The 18,024-nt window shown below is 41.1% G+C and carries 19 protein-coding genes and 1 rRNA gene; 11 read left to right on the top strand and 9 right to left on the bottom strand.

Annotated features, from left to right (window positions below; all coding sequences use genetic code 11):
- The first annotated feature begins 261 nt into the window (after positions 1 to 261).
- Complete coding sequence (dusA, locus tag FTT87_RS13690; protein ID WP_180175012.1) at positions 262 to 1,281, top strand: tRNA dihydrouridine(20/20a) synthase DusA; 1,020 nt, start codon at positions 262 to 264, stop codon at positions 1,279 to 1,281.
- 184 nt (positions 1,282 to 1,465) lie between these two features.
- Here the strand turns inward: dusA and FTT87_RS13685 are convergent, their stop codons facing one another.
- Together FTT87_RS13685 and coaBC are read right to left on the bottom strand one after the other, a co-directional pair.
- Entirely contained in the window at positions 1,466 to 1,843 is a 378-nt protein-coding gene (locus FTT87_RS13685; RefSeq protein ID WP_180042799.1) for a cytochrome b562, read from the bottom strand.
- 155 nt (positions 1,844 to 1,998) lie between these two features.
- Entirely contained in the window at positions 1,999 to 3,264 is a 1,266-nt protein-coding gene (gene coaBC / locus FTT87_RS13680) for a bifunctional phosphopantothenoylcysteine decarboxylase/phosphopantothenate--cysteine ligase CoaBC (protein ID WP_180042800.1), read from the bottom strand.
- Between the two features lie 112 nt (positions 3,265 to 3,376).
- Between coaBC and radC the strand changes: the two genes are divergently transcribed.
- Together radC and FTT87_RS13670 are read left to right on the top strand one after the other, a co-directional pair.
- A complete protein-coding gene (radC, locus tag FTT87_RS13675) occupies positions 3,377 to 4,060 on the top strand; it encodes a DNA repair protein RadC (RefSeq protein WP_180175011.1) in 684 nt (227 codons plus the stop codon).
- Positions 4,061 to 4,142: 82 nt separating this feature from the next.
- Complete coding sequence (locus tag FTT87_RS13670) at positions 4,143 to 5,054, top strand: bestrophin family protein (RefSeq protein ID WP_086195896.1); 912 nt, start codon at positions 4,143 to 4,145, stop codon at positions 5,052 to 5,054.
- A gap of 119 nt (positions 5,055 to 5,173) precedes the next feature.
- On the opposite strand, the gene FTT87_RS13665 is transcribed toward FTT87_RS13670, so the two are convergent.
- Positions 5,174 to 6,025, bottom strand: coding sequence for a PHP domain-containing protein (locus FTT87_RS13665; RefSeq protein ID WP_180044339.1), 852 nt, complete (start codon positions 6,023 to 6,025; stop codon positions 5,174 to 5,176).
- A gap of 45 nt (positions 6,026 to 6,070) precedes the next feature.
- Here FTT87_RS13665 and FTT87_RS13660 point away from each other — a divergent pair, with 45 nt between their 5' ends.
- From FTT87_RS13660 to mnmC, 4 genes are read left to right on the top strand one after another with little or no spacing between them, the layout of a single operon-like run.
- Positions 6,071 to 6,685, top strand: coding sequence for an inner membrane-spanning protein YciB (locus FTT87_RS13660; RefSeq protein ID WP_086195898.1), 615 nt, complete (start codon positions 6,071 to 6,073; stop codon positions 6,683 to 6,685).
- Positions 6,686 to 6,711: 26 nt separating this feature from the next.
- A complete protein-coding gene (locus FTT87_RS13655; RefSeq protein WP_166171415.1) occupies positions 6,712 to 7,014 on the top strand; it encodes a YciI family protein in 303 nt (100 codons plus the stop codon).
- Positions 7,015 to 7,018: 4 nt separating this feature from the next.
- Complete coding sequence (locus FTT87_RS13650; RefSeq protein WP_166171417.1) at positions 7,019 to 7,537, top strand: hypothetical protein; 519 nt, start codon at positions 7,019 to 7,021, stop codon at positions 7,535 to 7,537.
- Between the two features lie 56 nt (positions 7,538 to 7,593).
- Positions 7,594 to 9,492: an FAD-dependent 5-carboxymethylaminomethyl-2-thiouridine(34) oxidoreductase MnmC gene (gene mnmC, locus FTT87_RS13645; RefSeq protein ID WP_180044333.1), complete on the top strand. Its 1,899-nt coding sequence runs from the start codon at positions 7,594 to 7,596 to the stop codon at positions 9,490 to 9,492.
- A 162-nt stretch (positions 9,493 to 9,654) separates the two neighbouring features.
- On the opposite strand, the gene FTT87_RS13640 is transcribed toward mnmC, so the two are convergent.
- On the bottom strand, positions 9,655 to 9,969 hold the full coding sequence (locus tag FTT87_RS13640; protein ID WP_166171421.1) for a rhodanese-like domain-containing protein: 315 nt from the start codon (positions 9,967 to 9,969) through the stop codon (positions 9,655 to 9,657).
- A 92-nt stretch (positions 9,970 to 10,061) separates the two neighbouring features.
- On the opposite strand from FTT87_RS13640, the gene FTT87_RS13635 reads away from it, so the two are divergent.
- Entirely contained in the window at positions 10,062 to 10,550 is a 489-nt protein-coding gene (locus FTT87_RS13635; RefSeq protein WP_166171424.1) for a YajQ family cyclic di-GMP-binding protein, read from the top strand.
- Positions 10,551 to 10,582: 32 nt separating this feature from the next.
- Positions 10,583 to 11,083 carry a DUF4442 domain-containing protein gene (locus FTT87_RS13630; protein ID WP_166171426.1) on the top strand — a complete coding sequence of 167 codons (501 nt, stop codon included), beginning with the start codon at positions 10,583 to 10,585 and terminating at the stop codon, positions 11,081 to 11,083.
- An 86-nt stretch (positions 11,084 to 11,169) separates the two neighbouring features.
- Here FTT87_RS13630 and FTT87_RS13625 read toward each other — a convergent pair whose 3' ends face one another.
- From FTT87_RS13625 to FTT87_RS13615, 3 genes are read right to left on the bottom strand one after another with little or no spacing between them, the layout of a single operon-like run.
- Positions 11,170 to 11,541 carry an acyl-CoA thioesterase gene (locus tag FTT87_RS13625; RefSeq protein WP_240921688.1) on the bottom strand — a complete coding sequence of 124 codons (372 nt, stop codon included), beginning with the start codon at positions 11,539 to 11,541 and terminating at the stop codon, positions 11,170 to 11,172.
- Between the two features lie 55 nt (positions 11,542 to 11,596).
- Positions 11,597 to 12,034: a thioredoxin TrxC gene (trxC, locus tag FTT87_RS13620; RefSeq protein WP_086195906.1), complete on the bottom strand. Its 438-nt coding sequence runs from the start codon at positions 12,032 to 12,034 to the stop codon at positions 11,597 to 11,599.
- Entirely contained in the window at positions 12,035 to 12,931 is an 897-nt protein-coding gene (locus tag FTT87_RS13615) for an alpha/beta hydrolase (RefSeq protein ID WP_180044330.1), read from the bottom strand. It abuts the gene before it with no gap.
- 124 nt (positions 12,932 to 13,055) lie between these two features.
- Here FTT87_RS13615 and FTT87_RS13610 point away from each other — a divergent pair, with 124 nt between their 5' ends.
- Positions 13,056 to 13,391: a TIGR01244 family sulfur transferase gene (locus FTT87_RS13610; RefSeq protein ID WP_180175010.1), complete on the top strand. Its 336-nt coding sequence runs from the start codon at positions 13,056 to 13,058 to the stop codon at positions 13,389 to 13,391.
- 599 nt (positions 13,392 to 13,990) lie between these two features.
- Here the strand turns inward: FTT87_RS13610 and FTT87_RS13605 are convergent.
- On the bottom strand, positions 13,991 to 16,198 hold the full coding sequence (locus tag FTT87_RS13605) for an Ig-like domain-containing protein (protein WP_180044326.1): 2,208 nt from the start codon (positions 16,196 to 16,198) through the stop codon (positions 13,991 to 13,993).
- Positions 16,199 to 16,349: 151 nt separating this feature from the next.
- On the opposite strand from FTT87_RS13605, the gene FTT87_RS13600 reads away from it, so the two are divergent.
- Entirely contained in the window at positions 16,350 to 17,726 is a 1,377-nt protein-coding gene (locus FTT87_RS13600; RefSeq protein ID WP_180044324.1) for a dihydrolipoyl dehydrogenase, read from the top strand.
- 179 nt (positions 17,727 to 17,905) lie between these two features.
- Here the strand turns inward: FTT87_RS13600 and rrf are convergent.
- A 5S ribosomal RNA gene (gene rrf / locus FTT87_RS13595) occupies positions 17,906 to 18,020 on the bottom strand.
- Positions 18,021 to 18,024 lie beyond the last annotated feature (4 nt).

Genomic DNA, 18,024 nt, shown 5'->3' with positions numbered 1-18,024 from the left:
GTCATGAGAAAGCCCATATAAATGGGTAATGTACAAGTTGCTGTAGAAGCATGTTTAATTCGTCTGATCACAGATACTTTATAAAGTATTTTAATACTTTTTTGAATCCGTCAATGCGTAAGTCCTATACAAATTCTAAGCTGACTGCACAGTTGATTTTAAGACTTTAATAAAGGCAATGATCGCTGCAAGCGACTGTCGATTTTTCATCAAACCTCGTATAATCCGCGCTTCGGTTTTTCATTATTTCAGGTTTATGCCATGACTGCTCTGCAATCTTTACAGCCTCGCATTTCGGTTGCACCGATGATGGATTGGACCACACGTGACTATCGTTTTTTTGCCCGCCTGTTTAATCCGAATATCATTCTGTACACCGAAATGGTGACGACTGGTGCAATTCTATTTGGTGGTGCAGAACGTCATTTGGACTACAACCACGAAGAACACCCGATTGTGCTACAGCTTGGCGGTTCAAATCCAAAAGACTTGGCAACCTGTACTAAAATGGCGCAAGACTGGGGTTATGATGAGGTCAACCTAAATGTCGGCTGCCCGAGCGACCGCGTACAAAACAATAAAATTGGCGCATGTTTAATGGCAGAACCTGACCTGGTTGCTGAATGTATTGCTGAAATGCGCAATGCCGTGGATATTCCTGTCACTGTCAAACACCGTATTGGTATTGACGACATGCAGTCTTATGAAGAAATGCTGCATTTTGTCGATACCGTAGCTAAAACCGGTTGTGACAATTTCATCGTACATGCCCGGATTGCCTTGCTTAAGGGCTTATCGCCGAAAGAAAACCGTGATGTTCCACCTTTACGTTATGAAGATGTGCACCGTTTAAAACAAGACCGTCCAAACCTGCTGATTGAGATTAATGGTGGGGTCAAAACCTTGGCCGAAACCCAAGCGCATTTAAAACATGTCGATGGGGTGATGATTGGTCGTGAGGCTTATCACAATCCATATTTATTGGCTGAACTGGGACAATTATGGAACCTGGAAGCGCCTGACCGTTTTGATATTATGGCGCAAATGATGCCGTATATTGCTAAACGCATGCAGGAAGGTGCTCCACTTTCGATTATCACCCGTCATATTCTCGGGTTGTTCCAGAACTTGCCGGGTGCACGTAAATGGCGTCAGGCTTTAAGTGGCGGCAATGCCAAAACCCTAAAAGATGTAGAAACAGCCTTGATTAATATTCAGGAAGCCATGCAACGTACTGAAGAGTATGTCAGAGAAAATCAGGCACATCTAGCATCAAGTTGATTGCAACTATCCTCATAAAAAGTAATGCCAGCCTATTGCTGAATGGGCTGGCATTTTTTATTTAAATTATGAATAAGGCTTGCTGAAGCAAGATTTACACAGTTCATCTGACAATCACGAGATAAAACGATGTGCTTAATCTAACTTCACCCTTCCAAACCTTAAACGGTAAATGTACATTAAATTAGTGATGATTATAAACCGCATGTCCCTGATCTTTCACCAGAGCAATTTTTTTGCCTTCTACTTTGGCTTGATCCAATTTACCACTTTGAACCAATAATCTGGTTTTTTCAATCTCCACCAGCAATTGACTGTATAAAGTATCTGAGCTTGGTGCTTTTACATCATGAGCTTTTAACTTCACTTTTTTTGCATCTAAAGCAGCAGCCTTCATATTATCCAGTGCTTTTAGTGCATCCTTCTGATTATCAGCCTTGTTAAACATTTTAAAGTTTTTTCCAAGCGTCATCATATTTTGTTCAAGCGCACCGGCAAAACCCAGGCTACTGAACGACAAAGCGGCAGAAAAAATCACTGTGGCTACAGTTTTTTTGATCATGTTGATGTCCTTGTAAAGATACGTTTCAAAAAATAAGAAGCTTATTGTTACAGTTAAATTGTTCTGAACATTTGCACTTTAAGCGTTAAACATAGTGTAGATGCCATAAAAAATGCAACGGAAATGTTGCATTTTATTCTATGGTCTCGCTTTTTTTAAACAGGCTGCATTTTATGATGCAATGCATCATGAATCGCTTCCACCAGCTGCTGGGCGATTTCCTGTTTCGATGCTTTTTCCAGATCTCGCTGCTGCATTTGATACTGCTCAGCAAAGAACACAATCATGGCATTTTCATCAGAGGCAAAACCGATGTCAGGACGTGAAACATCATTACAGGCAATCATATCCAGTTTTTTCGCCACCAGCTTACCCGCTGCATATTCTTCAACATTGCGGGTTTCAGCAGCAAATCCCACCATAAATGGACGTTTTTGTTGCTGGGCAATGGTTGCCACAATATCCGGATTTTTAATTAAAGCCACATTCAGTTCATCGCCGGCTTTCTTGATTTTATGCTCGGCAATTTCTGCCACGCGGTAATCCGCCACCGCCGCCGTGGCAATAAAGATGTCACAGCCTTTATCCAACTGATCCATACTATGTTCCAGCATCTGCATTGCAGACTGTACATTAATACGGCGCACACCATTTGGGGTATCCAGACTGACCGGTCCTGCAATCAAAGTGACTTTTGCACCTGCTGCATAACAGGCCGCAGCCAGGGCAAAGCCCATCTTGCCGGTACTATGGTTAGAAATATAACGGACTGGATCAATCGCTTCACGTGTAGGTCCTGCTGTGATCACTACATGTTTACCGGCCAGCATGCCAAACTTTTCTGCAATCGCACGCTGCGCCTTGTGGAAGTATTCGGTGACTTGTCGCGCTAAATCTTCCGGTGCAGGCATACGTCCCAAACCGACATCGCCACAGGCCTGTGATCCGGCATCCGGCATAATCACATGCACGCCATCTTCCACCAGGGTATTTAAATTACGCTGTGTGGCTTTGGCTGCCCACATTTGCTGATTCATTGCCGGGGCTACCCAAACCGGTGCTTTGGTTGCCAGATATAAAGTACTGAGTAAATCATCAGCCAAACCTGTCGCAAACTTTGCCAACGTGTCACAAGTTGCCGGGGCAACCAGCAGTAAGTCAGCCCAACGCGCCAATTCGATATGGCCCATGCCGGCTTCGGCTTCAGAATTGAGTAATTCAGTATGTACCGGATTTCCAGACAAGGCCTGGAATGTTAACGGAGTAATAAAAGCTTGCGCCCCCTGCGTCATCACCACACGGACATTAAAGCCCGCCTCTTTTAAACGACGGACCAAAATGGCACTTTTATATGCCGCAATACCACCAGTTACCGCTAAAACAATGTTTTTATTTGGAATCACACTCAAATCGAAGCTCACGAACAGGCTACCTTTCTGTTGCAGTGGCGCTCACAATAGCATTAAATAAAGTCATCCCCAAGTCGGCAACTTGGTTAATAATCATTACTAATAACAAAAAAGTCTAAAAACAATGAATTTATCGATTAAACACTGGCCTGAACAGGAACGTCCACGTGAAAGGCTGATTCAACAAGGTGCTGCCAGTCTGTCAGATGCGGAACTGCTGGCCATCTTTTTACGCTCCGGTTCCAAGCAACATTCTGCCGTGGAACTATCCCGCCTGTTATTGCAGCATTTTGGTGGGCTGAACTCTATTTTGGATGCCGAGCTTCAGGATTTAAGCCAGTTTCATGGTATCGGGGTAAGCAAATATGCCCAACTGATTGCAGTGAAGGAATTGGGACGACGCTATATTTCCACCCATTTACAGCAGGAAAAAATAGAATTAAGCAATTCAAAAATACTCCTGGATTTTTTGAAATTCGAATTACTGGGTGAAATGCAGGAAGTTTTTGCGGTACTTTGCCTTGATGCGCATTTAAGAAAAATTAGCTTTAAAAAAATGTTCTACGGTTCGCTTAATTCGTGTGAAATTTCTACAAATCAATTGCTACGCTATGCGATCCATCAACATGCCAGTAGCATCGTGATTGCACACAATCATCCTTTGGGAATAGCTCAGCCTTCCCGTGCCGACATTGAGCTTACCCGGCGTATTCTAACGGCCTGTCAATTATTGGAAATCAAGCTGATTGACCATTGTATCGTGTCACCAGAAGGAACCTGCTCATTGGCTGAACTGGGGCTGATTTAAACGCCACAATTATGCTGACAAATATTGACAAAAGACCTGCTAACACTGAAGATCAACAAAAAATTTTGATGATACTAATAATATGATTGTTCGTGATCAACCTAGTGTATTCAAGCTGCTCTTTTCCTGGCGCGGAACCATCCTGCCCAAGGTTTTGCCGCCTTTAGGTGTGGTCATGCTGATCTCCTCAGTGATTGGCGGGCTGTCCTATATTGGTTACTTTCATTTTCCGGAACTTCCACTGGTAGGCTTTACCTTAATTGGAGTGGTGCTCTCGATTTTTCTCGGCTTTAAAAACACCGCCTGTTATGACCGCTGGTGGGAGGCCCGTAAACTTTGGGGTATGTTGATTGCCAATGCCCGGCATTTTGACCGTGATTGTCGCATGCTCAGCCAAGGACGTCGTGAACGCATTATTCAGCACGTGATTGTGTTTGCCAATGTACTGCGTGACCGTTTGCGTCACCAGACAGCTAATCCTAAGGCACTAGTAGAAACCAGCGGTATGAGCCAACAGGCTATAACCCAGCTTTACCAGCAGGCCAATGCACCGCAATACACCTTGAGCCTGATTCAATGGGAATTGATGCAGGCGCTGAAAGAAGGTGAAATTTCCGACATTATTTATACTCAAATGAACCAGCATGTGGCTGAACTGAGTCGGGTTCAAACCGGTTGTGACCGTATTGCCACCACCCCTTTACCTTTTGCCTATTCGGTGCTGCTGAATCGTACCGTGTACTTTTTCTGTTTTATGCTACCGTTTAGCCTGGGTTCAACCTTGGGTTTGGCGACGCCTTTAATGGTCGGTATTTTGGCTTATACTTTTCTAGGTCTGGATGCTTTAAGTTCAGAAATCGAAGAACCGTTTGGTACCCAAAGCAATGATCTGCCCTTAGATTCATTGGTACGCACCATCGAGATTGAATTATTGAGCACCTTAGGTAAGCCGACCCCGCCACCTATTCAGGCACAAGATAATAATCTGCTTTAATTTATGACCTCTCCTTTACGAAGCTGTGCTTCTCATCTCCTTAAAGGAGAGGGAACTCCTTTTCCCTTTGGGATGAGGAACATTGTTCTGCAAGGGAATGAGGACATAACTAAACATAACTAAACAAAACTCTCCCAAACCCCTACCTGTCCTTCCTTAACGCGCGGAATATTGCCCAGCTTGATCCACGGCATATTGTCACCATGAAAATCACTGCCCACAGAGACCTTAAGCCCAAACTGTTCAATCATCCGATCGACCATCTGCCGGGTTGAAGCCGGCTCAATCGCAGGTGGAAGCTCCACGGCATCCCCACCAAACTTTGAAAAAATTTCAATCAGATAACGGATATTAGTTGCTGATAAATCATATTTTGTCGGATGCGCCAGCACAGCGAAACCTTGACTCTCATGAATCACCTGAATGGTTTCTTCTAAGCCCAAGCCATCAAATTTCACATAGGCCTTTTTGCCTTCTTTAATATATTTATCAAAGGCCTGTTGGGCTCGACTCACATAAGCTTTTTCCACCAAAGTTTTCGCAATATGCGTTCGGGTAATCCGGTCTGCAACACCCTCCACTTTGGCAATCACATCGGCATAAATATCCTCACCAATCAGCGGAACTAGCAAATCACAAATCTGTTTGGCACGAATTGCACGAATCTGTTTTTGCTGCTCCAGTAAGGCAAGTAACGGTTCTGGGTTTTGCATATTCAATGCAACCACATGTACAGCATAGTTTTTTTTCGTTGCCGGACGCGACCATTGGCTGGAAATTTCCACACCGGAAATAATGTTCAATGGTAAATCCTGTGCAATATTTTCAGCTAATTTTAAGCCATCCATGCTATCGTGGTCCGTCAGCGCAAGGGTATGAATGCCTTTTTCCACGGCTGCATGCACAAGTTGTTCTGGAGACAAAGTTCCATCAGAAATATTACTATGTGTATGTAAATCTACGCCTTGCATCACTTATACTATGTCATTTATTTGATCAGATTTAGATACTCTAACATGAAAGCACTTTTAGACTTTGTGCCACTCATTATTTTCTTTTATTTATATAAAACTGTTGATCCAAAAGATACCGAGCATCCGCTATTACATTTGATCGGCTCAGCGGGAGGTATTGATAATAATAACATTTTGGTGGCTACCGCAGGTCTGATCATCTCAATGCTGGTGGTGTATGGCATCTTATTTGTCAGCCAGAAATTCCGCCTGGATAAACAGCAATGGATTGTGCTGTTTATGACGGTCATTTTTGGTGGTATAACCTTAATGCTGAGCGATGATTTTTATATCCGTTTAAAAGCAGCGCTTTTAAATATCGTTTTTGCGGGTGCCTTCCTGCTTTCACCTTATTTTACCAAAGATAAGAAACCTCTGATTCAGCGTTTATTTGGTCCCATCTTTAATTTAACTGCCCAAGGCTGGAAAAATTTAAACTTTGCCTGGGCTGGCATGTTCGCATTCATGTCGTTCTTGCATGTTTTTTTCGCTTTTCTATTTGCTGGCGGAAAATATTGGGGCGAATTTACCGCATTTGGTGACATGATTGTGATGTTTTCCTTTATCATTGTTCAGTTTATTGTCTTGCGCAAATATTTTAAGTCGCCTGAAGCATAATTCAGGTCAACTGATCGAGAAAGAATATGCCTTTATTCGTCGTAACCTGTACCGATAACGAGGGTACAGTCGAAAAACGTCTAGCTACACGTCCAAAGCATTTGGAACGTCTGCAAAAATTAAATGATGAGGGTCGTTTAATTGTGGCAGGTGCCATGCCTAAAGATCCCGGCAATCCACAGGCAGGTTTTTATGGCAGCACGATTATTGTTGACTTTGAAAACCGCGAATCCCTGGATGCATGGCTACAAGATGAGCCTTTCTTAAAAGAAGGCGTCTATGCTCATATTGATGTGAAACCTTTTAATAAAGCTTTCCCTCAAGGATAAAATCATGCGTGTTGTAGTTTCAAGCTTATTGGGTTTCTCTTTAATCTGTTCAACAGCTTGGGCGGTGGAATCTGCTCCTGCTCCGACACCTGCTGTAGCCCCTGCTGCTCAAGCAACGACTGCAACACCTCCACCACAAACCACCCCACAAACTTTAGCTGCAAATAAGCCGGGTACTGTTCCTGCGACCAAGCTGGATGCCAATGGTTTACCCTTGGAGGCCAAACCTCTGACTGCAGAACAAATTGCCAAGAATAAAGCAGTGCAAGATGCCAAAGTGAAGGCATTAGTTAAAGATCAGGCCACCCGCTTACAGCAATTGGAAAAAGCCAATTTAGATGCCTTGTCACAAAACCAGGAACTGCAATTGAAAAACGACAGTTTGGGCGTTCAGGTGCAGGTGTTGCAAAGCGAACGTAGTGCCCAGATGTTTTTATACGGCGCAGCGACGATTGCCGTCGGCGTGTTGCTGGGCTTCCTGATTGCCAGTTATGTCTATACCAAACGTCGTCGTCAGTGGTAATGACGATATTTACTGCTTCATTTAGTTTTACAGCTTGATTTAAAGGTTATTTAGGTTTGTCTCATCCTATTCAAACTGCCGATCTGGATTGGCAACACGTCGATGGCATTGAGGTTCCCGTTTCCAAACAGTTTGGCGATGTCTATTTCTCTAAAGATAATGGCCTGCTTGAAACACGGCATGTGTTTTTAAACGGCAACGATTTATCGACCCGCCTGGCAAAGCTGAATGATTTTGAATATTTCTGTGTTGGTGAAACCGGTTTTGGCACAGGTTTAAATATTTTAGCTTTATGGCAGCTTTGGCAACAAGCTCGCCCGGACAATCATAGCCATCTGCATGCCATTTCTGTAGAAAAGTTTCCATTATCCAAAGATGATCTGATTCGTGCCTTAAATGCATGGCCTGAACTGAAACCTTTAGCTGATCAACTGATTGCACAGTACCCAATACCGATAGCAGGCTGTCATCGTTTATCCTTTCCAGATGAACGTTTTAGCCTGGATTTATGGCTAGGCGATGCCCATGATATTTTTCCCGTGATGGAAAAAACAGCAGTAGTCAACGCATGGTTTTTAGATGGCTTCGCTCCTTCCTGCAATCCGGATATGTGGGAAGAAAACGTTCTCAATAACATCGTGCGTTTATCAGATTTCGGCAGCACTTTTGCTTCATTCAGTGTGGCTGGTGTACTGAAACGTGGTCTGAAAAGTCATGGCATTTCCATTTCCCGTCCGCGCGGTTTTGGACATAAACGGGAAATGCTTAAAGCCATCTGGAATGCACCCGAAGATCAGGTTGAATCTTGCAATGATTTAAATTCCACTGAAAAACAAACTGAACTAAGCACTGCGATTTTTAAACAGCGCCAGATTGCGATTATTGGCGCAGGAATCGCAGGTTTAAGCTGTGCCTGGGCATTTGCTCAGCGTAGCCATCAAGTGACAATCTATGACCAGACAGCACCTCTTTCCGGTGGGTCTGGCAATCCTTTGGCCCTGCTCAATCCGAAACTATGCCCGATTGAACAAAGTTCAGATCATTTAATGACTTTAACCTGGCAGCATGCATTAAATCATTATGTAAAGTTTAAAGCCTTCCGTCCGATGCAGGTCAGCCAGTTAGCACTGAAAAATCCTGAAGTCTTATTAGGTTTGGCCGATGAATATCCGGCAGGGATTGTTGCGATACAAGCAGCCGATCAACAAGAGATTGAAACTGATTTTCCGAGCTTAAACTTACTCGAAGCAGGTGCTGTTTCACCGCATCAACTGCGTGATGAAATTTTGGCACATGCTCAAATTGATTATCAGCAAGCCAAAATCACGAGCATCCAACAACATGACAAAGTTAAACTCTTTGCCGAAGAAAATTTATTAGGTGAGTTTGATCATGTAATTGTGTGTACTGCACGTGAAACAGCACAATTCTTTGAAAATTTTCCAATACTCAAACCGATTCGTGGACAAGTCAGTTGGGTAAACAATAAAAATCATCCCCTTAGCCAAGACACAGCATACAGCTACGGTGGTTACTGTATGCAGCTCGATGATGAGCATTTAATCCTCGGTGCATCCTTCTATCCAAACTGTGATGATGCTGAAATTCTGTTGGAAGATCATGTGCATAACTACGATCTTATCCACAGTGTCTTTCCAACTTATGCACAATCATTAAACGATGTGCATACTTGGCAAGGTCGTGCTTCAGTACGTGCGCAGAGTCAGGACTATTTTCCTCTACTCGGCAAAATGAAAGCGAATGAGGAAATTTATAGCTTTGCCGGCCTAGGTTCGAAAGGCTTTTTATTTGCGCCACTGTGCAGTGAAATGTTAGCAGCGCAAATCTTAGGAGAAGCCTGCCCTGTGCCTGCAAACTTGGTCAAAAAATTGAACGCGACACGGTTTCAGAAGAAAGTAAAAGCCAAGAAACCATATTTTAAGCCTCAGGTCTAATCCTCCAGCCTTTAAAAAAGGGGGGCATTTCCTTCTGCTGAGCAGATTCTAAAGCAATACTTTTAAAATTCTGTACAAGTAAGGGTTAGGGAGAGCATTCTTTTATTCAATCATTGCCAATAAAAAAGCGCCTTTCGGCGCTTCTTTTTTTGCAGCTGCAAATTATGCACCCTGCTCCAGTGCTAAGCCAGCATCGCGTGCTGCACGCGTACCACCCATTAACACCACATATTCACGTGAGCTATCCAAGCTTTCCAACTTTTCAGCCGCACGTGGCGCTTTACTGCCACCACCGCATAAAATGTAAATAGGCTGATCCGACTCCACCTGAGTTAAGCTGTCTGCACTTAAGCCATTAATGGGCTGATTAACAGCACCTTTCACATGACCTTCAGCAAAGGCTTTTGTATCACGAACATCCCAGATAATTGCATTTTCTGGGAACTCAAATGTCGTAATTTCTTGTTTACGGATCATTGCGCACTCCTTTGATGTAAAACAACACTTGGCAAATGAAGAAAACATCCCTAGCATCTCAGATATTCTTTCCCTTTGTAAAGGTCTAAACCATGCCTTCTTTCGATATTGTATCTGAATTAGAAATTTTTGAAGTAAATCATGCTGTTCAAAACACGCAAAAAGAGATTGCAACCCGTTTTGACTTCCGCGGACAAGACGTTTCTATTGAACTGAATGAAAAAAACAAGGAAATCAAGATTTCGACTGAAAGCGATTTCCAATGTGAACAAGTCTACAGCATGCTGGAAAATCATTTCTTCAAACGTAAAGTGGATATTCAGGCGCTTGATCCGCAAAAAATGACTGCTTCTGGCAAAAATGTGATTCAGGTAATCAAGCTTAAAGACGGACTTGACTCTGATACCGCGAAAAAAATAAATAAAGCCATTAAAGAAAGTGGCGTGAAAGTGCAATCATCTATTCAAGGCGACAAAATTCGTGTAACGGATAAAAAACGCGATACTTTGCAACAAGTGATGGCATTTTTAAAAGAACAACAATTTGGTGTGCCTTTGCAGTTTAACAACTTTAAAGACTAAGGCATTGCTGCCATAACACGTCGAGGACTTCCATGACACCGACCAATCGCTTATCGAAACTGGTAAAAGCTACTGCTAAATTACCTAAAGCTATCCGCAATAGACTGTGGAGCAAAGTGTTTGGTCGGGTCGTGCCGATGGTGGGTAGTGCGCAAATCCACTACCTTGAAGTCAGCCACAGCAAAGTGGTGGTCAAGATTGAAAACCACCGTGCCATGCAAAACCATATTGGTCAGGTTCATGCCTGTGCCATGGCACTGATTGCGGAAACTGCCACAGGTTTTGTCACCGGCATGAATGTTCCGGACTCCTGCATTGTATTAATCAAAAGCTTAAAAGTTGATTTTAAACGTCCAACCCAAGGTGCAATGATTGCCACCGCAACCTTGACGGATGAGCAGCAGAAATTAATGCAAAACACTGAAAAAGGTGAAACGCTGGTTAAAGTTCAGGTAACGGATGAATCTGGTGAAGAACCGATTCAATGTGAAATGCTGTGGGCATGGATTGCCAAATCCCAATTAAAAAAATAGCTTGTATCTCATAAGCTTCGGTTAAAACAACCAAATTTAGGCAATAAAAAAACCCAATCTTGATTGGGTTTTTTTTACGGTTGAAATTATTTATCTTGCTGGGAAGCTAAATATTTTTGTTTGACCTCATCCGGAATCTGACGCTTGGCCCCTTTTACATCCACAGCGACAAAAGTAAATACGCCTTCGGTTACACGAGTAGGTTCACGGGAACTGTCATGACTGTCCCATACTTCAATTTGCATTTGAATTGAGGTATTACCCACTTTTAAAATTTTGGTATAACAACTAATCACATCACCGACTTTGACTGGAACCAAAAAAGTCATCTGATTAATTGAAATGGTTGCACAGCGTCCTTTACTAAAACGCTCTGCATGAATTGCACCTGCCAAGTCCATTTGTGAAACGATCCACCCACCAAAGACATCACCACTCCAGTTGGTATCTGCCGGCATCGCAATTGTTTGAAGGGAAAGCGTTCCTTCCGGTTTTACATGAGTATCTGACACGTTAACTCCCAGTATTGGCATTTAAATGTTGATCCAGCCACTGTTGTAGCTCTGTAGATCGTAGCGCGCCGCTTATTCTACCAATTTCATTAGTTTTATTCATCAAAACCAATGTAGGAATACTACGCACATTAAATGCACCACTGAGTCGAGGTGATTCTTCGGTATTGATTTTAGCAAAAATCACTCGCGGATTTTGTTTTGCCACTTGTTCAAAATGAGGTGCCATCATCTTGCAAGGACCGCACCATTCCGCCCACAAGTCAATCAGCACAGGCAGTTCACTATGGGTAATAAAGTTGCTGAAATTGTGCTCATTCAACTCTATTGGAGCCAGAGGAATAAGCGCATGTTGACACTGACCACAGTTTGGATGTGCTTCCAGTTTATCTTCGGGTACTCGGTTTCTGGCACCACATGCAGGACATACAATAATCATTTAGCTCACTCCAATATGTTGGTGTAAAAATTCTAATTGAGTTGATATGGCTTTTTCAAACCATTGACCATGATAGATATCAAAGTGTTGCATATCCCATTCATGGTATTGTACATAAGGCGCAATATTGGTGGCTGTTTCACGGCTAGATTCAATTGGAATCAGGCTATCCTGTTTAGAGGCAATAAATAAAACGGGTACACTGATTTTACGCACATAATGAATAGGACGATAACGGATCAGGTTGAAAAAGACTCGCGCAGGAATCTCGCCACTCCAATAATAATCCGGATGAACAATAGATAGATATCCCTCATAACTATCTGCTGTAGGCATAAAGCATAAACCCTTTTTGCTCACAACGGGCAATGTCTTCGGAGACATTCCTACCTTTGCACCCATATAGTCCTGACTGGATATTTTTAGGGCTGTCGGCAATTGTTGTAAAGGATAAAGCTTGGCACTTTCTGTACCATCAACAAATGGCACTTGTACCATTATTGCCTGAACATTTTTTAATTGTGCCGCCAAATCTAGAACATAACCACCGCTTAAAGACGTTCCCCAAAGTACAATGCGCCTGGAATCAATCGATTTTCGCTCTATCACATGGGCAATCATGGTACGCCAATCTTCTAACTGGGATTGAATCGAGACCAGCTCACGTGGACGGCCGGTGCTTCCGCCCCAATAACGATAATCAAACAGTACTACGGCATAACCAGCTTCGGCAAAACGCTTGGCATATTGCACCAGTTTAAATTGACGTAAAGCAGCTAAACCATGCGCCATAATGATGACAGCAGGTTTATGTTCAGTTTTGGGACGATAAAAATCCGCAGCAATGACCTCGTGCCCACTATTTACATAGAGTGGTTCAACCGTATAGGAATGCATACGCGCTCCGGTGCGTTATTTTATGATTGTAATCGCTTATAAAAATTTCAACAGATTAAGCTCTAGTTTCAGCTTAATGCTATCATAAAGCATATATCTATTGAGCACATTATGGAGTGACAAAATGAGCGAAAATGTCGGCTTTGCGGGTCAAATTAACCCAGAACAGGTAACGCAAATTGTTGAAAAAGGTTTTAAATCAATTATTAACAATCGCCCAGATATGGAAGGTGGTCCAGAACAACCTACTAGCGCGCAAATTGAAGAAGCTGCACGCAATGCAGGTTTAGACTACGTGTTCCAACCCGTAGTTGCGGGTCAGATTACTGAAGTTGATGTGCGTACATTTGCCAATCACTTTAATGAGCTGCCAAAACCGGTATTAATGTTCTGCCGTACCGGCAATCGCTCAAATAACTTATACCAGCTGGCCAAACAAATGGATTTATTGGATGATTAAGCACGTTGTAAGGCGCGCTTTTTTAGTTTCATTTTGACCTTTAATATTCAGTTATTCATATAAATTATTGATTCAATCTATAATTTAAGCTTTTCTGTCCGTATTAAAGGTCAAATGACAACCGATAAATTTAAATTATTTTAAAATTTTAAGTCTACCATCACTTACCTCGTTCTAATTAGTGACGAGGCTATTTGGCTTAATTCAATCCACTCAGACATATTGCTGAACAATTGCTTATATAAATTTTATTTCCCCACATTACCGATAGTAAAATTTTTAAAACAGACATCGTTAAATTTGTAAAATATGATGATGAATTTATAAAACTTATATTAGTGACAGGTCGAAGTAGCTCTGCTCTTCCCTATTATTTAATGAAACAAAAATTAGGATTGTGTTTAATGAATAAAATAATTTTTCTATTTCTTATTTCATGTTTAATTGTAGGATGTAGCTCGATGAATGTTCGACCTACGGTTGGGGTAAGCATAGGCACATCTATTTAATATACTTTAAATAAAAACAGCGCCGAAGCGCTGTTTTTATTCTAAAATTTTATATAAAGTGTGAAAAATCATCTGTTTTTTTTACATACCTTATTTGATATCAAGCCATGATGTAACAGTTTTACCAGCAGGGACACTGGAAATAATTTTAACATCATCACCTTGAGTACATCCTCTAAGTTGCACTGTATAGTTAACAACCCCATTTTCAATATTTTGGAATGAGACGGGAGTAAATAAGTTCATTGTATTCGGAACAGTTATATTACCGCCTCGAATTTCAGCTTCACAAGATAAATTTTTATAAGTTATTTCAGGAGTTCCTGTAACAGTTGATGCAATATCACCTTTGCTTCCAGTACCATTTGAATCAATTGCTACAGTATAATCAATATTATTAATCGTTACAATTAAGGTGCTATTCGGTTCTGCCCCAGAAACTTTTAAAATTTGTTTAGTTGAATCTGCAGTATCGACTTGAAGCTTTGCTTTTGGCTGAAAATCAGTGTTATCTTTTACTGCTACAGAAATAGTAGTACCTGAAGGCATTGGTACAGTTTTTTGACTATTTCCAAAGACTTGGAAAGAAAAACTACCCGCACCATTTGTAATTTTTCCGTTGCTATCAAATCCTGTATTCCAAACGAATGTTGGGGTGTCATGTGCAAATGAGAAGACTAATTGTTGACGTAGGACTGCACTTAAACCACTGTCGCAAGTGTCTTGTATATTTGGCTGTGCAAAGCTAGAAATTGCACATTGCAATGCACCTACTGCTTTTTGATAAATAAATTCACCTGTATTATAAAGATTATCCTCATTATCATCACGGAAGAAATTGCCAATATTATTTTTCAATGTATCTGTAGTTGAGAATGAGTTATTCCCATCATTATCATCATAGGCCTTGTCACCCTCTACAAAGGCTAAAACCGTCACACGGTTATCCAATGGTCGAGGACTCTGAGTCGTTAAAGTAACGGTACAAACACCCTGTACATCTGTTGCACAATTTGGATCAACCTTACCACCTTCAGAAACAAAACTAATTACAGTACCTGCAGGTACAGCATTCCCGACACGATCGCGCAAACGTGCTGTGATAACTGCTGTATCACCATCAATATCTGTTCTTAATGATTGTTTAGAAACAGAAAGGCTCACACCATTTTGAGTCACACGGCCTGTAGAAATTTTCACATTCTTAGATAAAGCAGATACATTTGGAGCTGAGACAAGAGTTGCTTTAATCTCAACAGGCCCTGGTAAACTACCAGGATATAAATTAACAACAACTTTACCATTAGAATCACTTTTTACGATTCTTGGATCACGGTTACCTAAAGAAATAAAGTTTAAATCTGGTGGAGCATCAGTCAACTCGATGCGAACTTCTTTATTCTTTGCAGGCGTGCCATTCGCATAAAGTGTAAATTCAATTTGTCCTGAAGCAGCGGATCCACTGTTTTTGATTCCCAAATCAATAGCTGAAGTTGTTGTATATACTAAAGAATCCGCCTTAATAGCAGCAATATTTACAGGAACAGATACAGGTGCTGCCCCATTACTGGCTGCTACAACTATATCCTGCCCCTCACAAAGTTCACCATTTTTGTCTATTGCTTTATAGGAAGTAATGACATCACCTTGATTAGACGATATAACAGTAGCTGGCTCAAATGTACCGCAACTGGCAGAGAAATTTACAGCAACATTATTTTGATTAGCACCACTCTGGTTCTTTGTTTTTAACGTAATATTAGTAGAACCACCAGATTCAAGCATTGTATTTGCAGCACTTAAATTTTCTAATGTAATATTAAGTGATTGCAATGAAAATGCTATTTCTTTTGCCGCGACAGTCTTACCATCATAATCTGCATTAGCTGAAATTTTATAAGCACCATTTGTATTATTATTTTCCGGAGTAACAGAAATGGTAGCTTCACCATCAGAATTAGTTAAAACAGCACTATTAGAAGTGCCAAAAGTGACACCACCTGTAGCTGTAAAAGTTACTAATGCACCACTGATGCCACGACCTGATTGATCAGTAACTTTTACTTTCGCTGTTACACCTTCCGAGGTAATGATTTGAGTAATATTTCCATTTAAATCAATTAATTGAATAGTACTAATATTAACAGATTTTACTTCTTCACCTGTGCTAGGGTTCGAAGCATTACCTGACGTAGAACCTTGCTTATTAAAATAACCTTCACTACCACCGCCACCACAACTTGCAAGTAAAACAGCCAAAGCAACTGTAGATAATTTTAAACTAATATTTTTACTCATGAATATCCCCGGAACCCTCAAAACTTTAGAGCTTGTTCTTAATTAATATTGCGTGATATGTAATCATAGTTAGTGCTTTATGTAAACAAAAGCATTGGAAATGTTTTAGTATGGTAACCTAGAAAATATAAAAAATGAGGGCAATATCACAATGTATGACATCATTATTATCGGTGCAGGTACTGCAGGTATTGCTGCTTATAAAGAAGCTGTAAAACACACCCAAAACCTTCTTATTATTAATAAAGGAGCATGGGATACAACCTGTGCCCGTGTCGGCTGTATGCCAAGTAAAGTTCTTATTTCTGCTGCTAACCGTATGCATGATATCCAAACTGCGGAGAAAGTAGGTCTATCTATTACCTCAAAAATTGATACATCTCAAATCATGCAACATGTTCGAATGCTTAGAGAGCATTTTACAAATGCGATACTCAAAGATGTAAATAGCTGGACAGCAAAACATAAAATATCAGGACAGGCACAGTTCATTAATCACAATACAATTACTGTGAATGGTCAGAAATATCAGGCTAAAAGTTTTATAGTTGCAGTAGGCTCTACCCCAACCTTTGATCCTCAATGGAAAGAACAGCTCGGTGACCGGCTCATCACTTCAGACCAGATTTTTGAATTAGAAAAATTACCGCAGTCTTTGGCCATAATAGGTAGTGGAGTCATCGCTATCGAACTTGCACAAGCCATGCAAAGATTAGGGGTCAAGACCACTGTTTTTGCACGTAGCCGTAAAGTTGGCTCCCTAAGCAGCCCAGCTTTGCAGAAATTAATACAAGATGAAATCAGTAAAAATTTAAATATTAAATTCGAAATATTACCGACTACAGTTCAGCTTAATACTCAAGGAGTTACAATTAACTTCAATGAAAATAATCAATCTCAACAAGTTGATGTGGAATATCTTCTGGTTGCAACAGGCCGAAAAAGTTATTTAGATACGCTACTATTAAATAATATCAATCACTCATATACCGATCTTAGAAAACTTCCTGTTAACGATAAAACCAAACAGCTTGGAGATTATCCCATTTTCATTGTCGGTGATGCACATAGTAACACCCCTATTCAACATGAAGCAGTACATGAGGGACGTCAAGCTGTACATAACTGTTTAAACTATCCTGAAATTAAAAACTTAAAGACACTTACACCTTTAGCAATCGTATTTAGCGCTCCAGAAATGGCAACCGTAGGGCAAAGTTTCAAACAACTCAGTGATGCAAAAATTGAATTTGTTACAGGTATGGTTTCTTATGAAAAACAAGGCCGTGCTTTAGCACTCGCTAAAAACAGTGGTGCGCTCGAAGTGTATATTCATCAATCTTCACGCAAGATATTAGGGGCAGAATTATTTGTAGAAGCTGCAGAACATATAGCTCATTTACTGGCATGGATGATTTCTGAGAATTTAACTGTGGATGAAATTTTAGATAAGCCGTTCTACCATCCGACTTTAGAAGAAGGATTACGTACCGCACTTAAACATGCACGTAGACAATTAAAAAACTAATAATCAATACGAAAAAGTCTCGACAGGATGTCGGGGCTTTTTTATGTCTGCGTAATAACGTTTAAAGAACTATACACGTAATAAAGCATACATCTTTTATTCTTCATTTTTAAATTTCCTTTTTTCCTCACATAAAAAAACACCCCCAGTCGTTTGACTGAGGGTGTTTTCGAATAATGAGCTGGCGATGACTTACTCTCACATGGGTAATCCCACACTACCATCAGCGCTAAGAGGTTTCACTTCTGAGTTCGGGAAGGGATCAGGTGGTTCACTCTTGCTATGGTCGCCAGCACAA

The organism is Acinetobacter sp. YH01022, assembly GCF_013420235.1.
Taxonomy (GTDB): Bacteria; Pseudomonadota; Gammaproteobacteria; order Pseudomonadales; family Moraxellaceae; genus Acinetobacter.
Note: the sequence above shows the minus strand (reverse complement) of the source record. Positions and strands in the feature narration are given on the sequence as shown.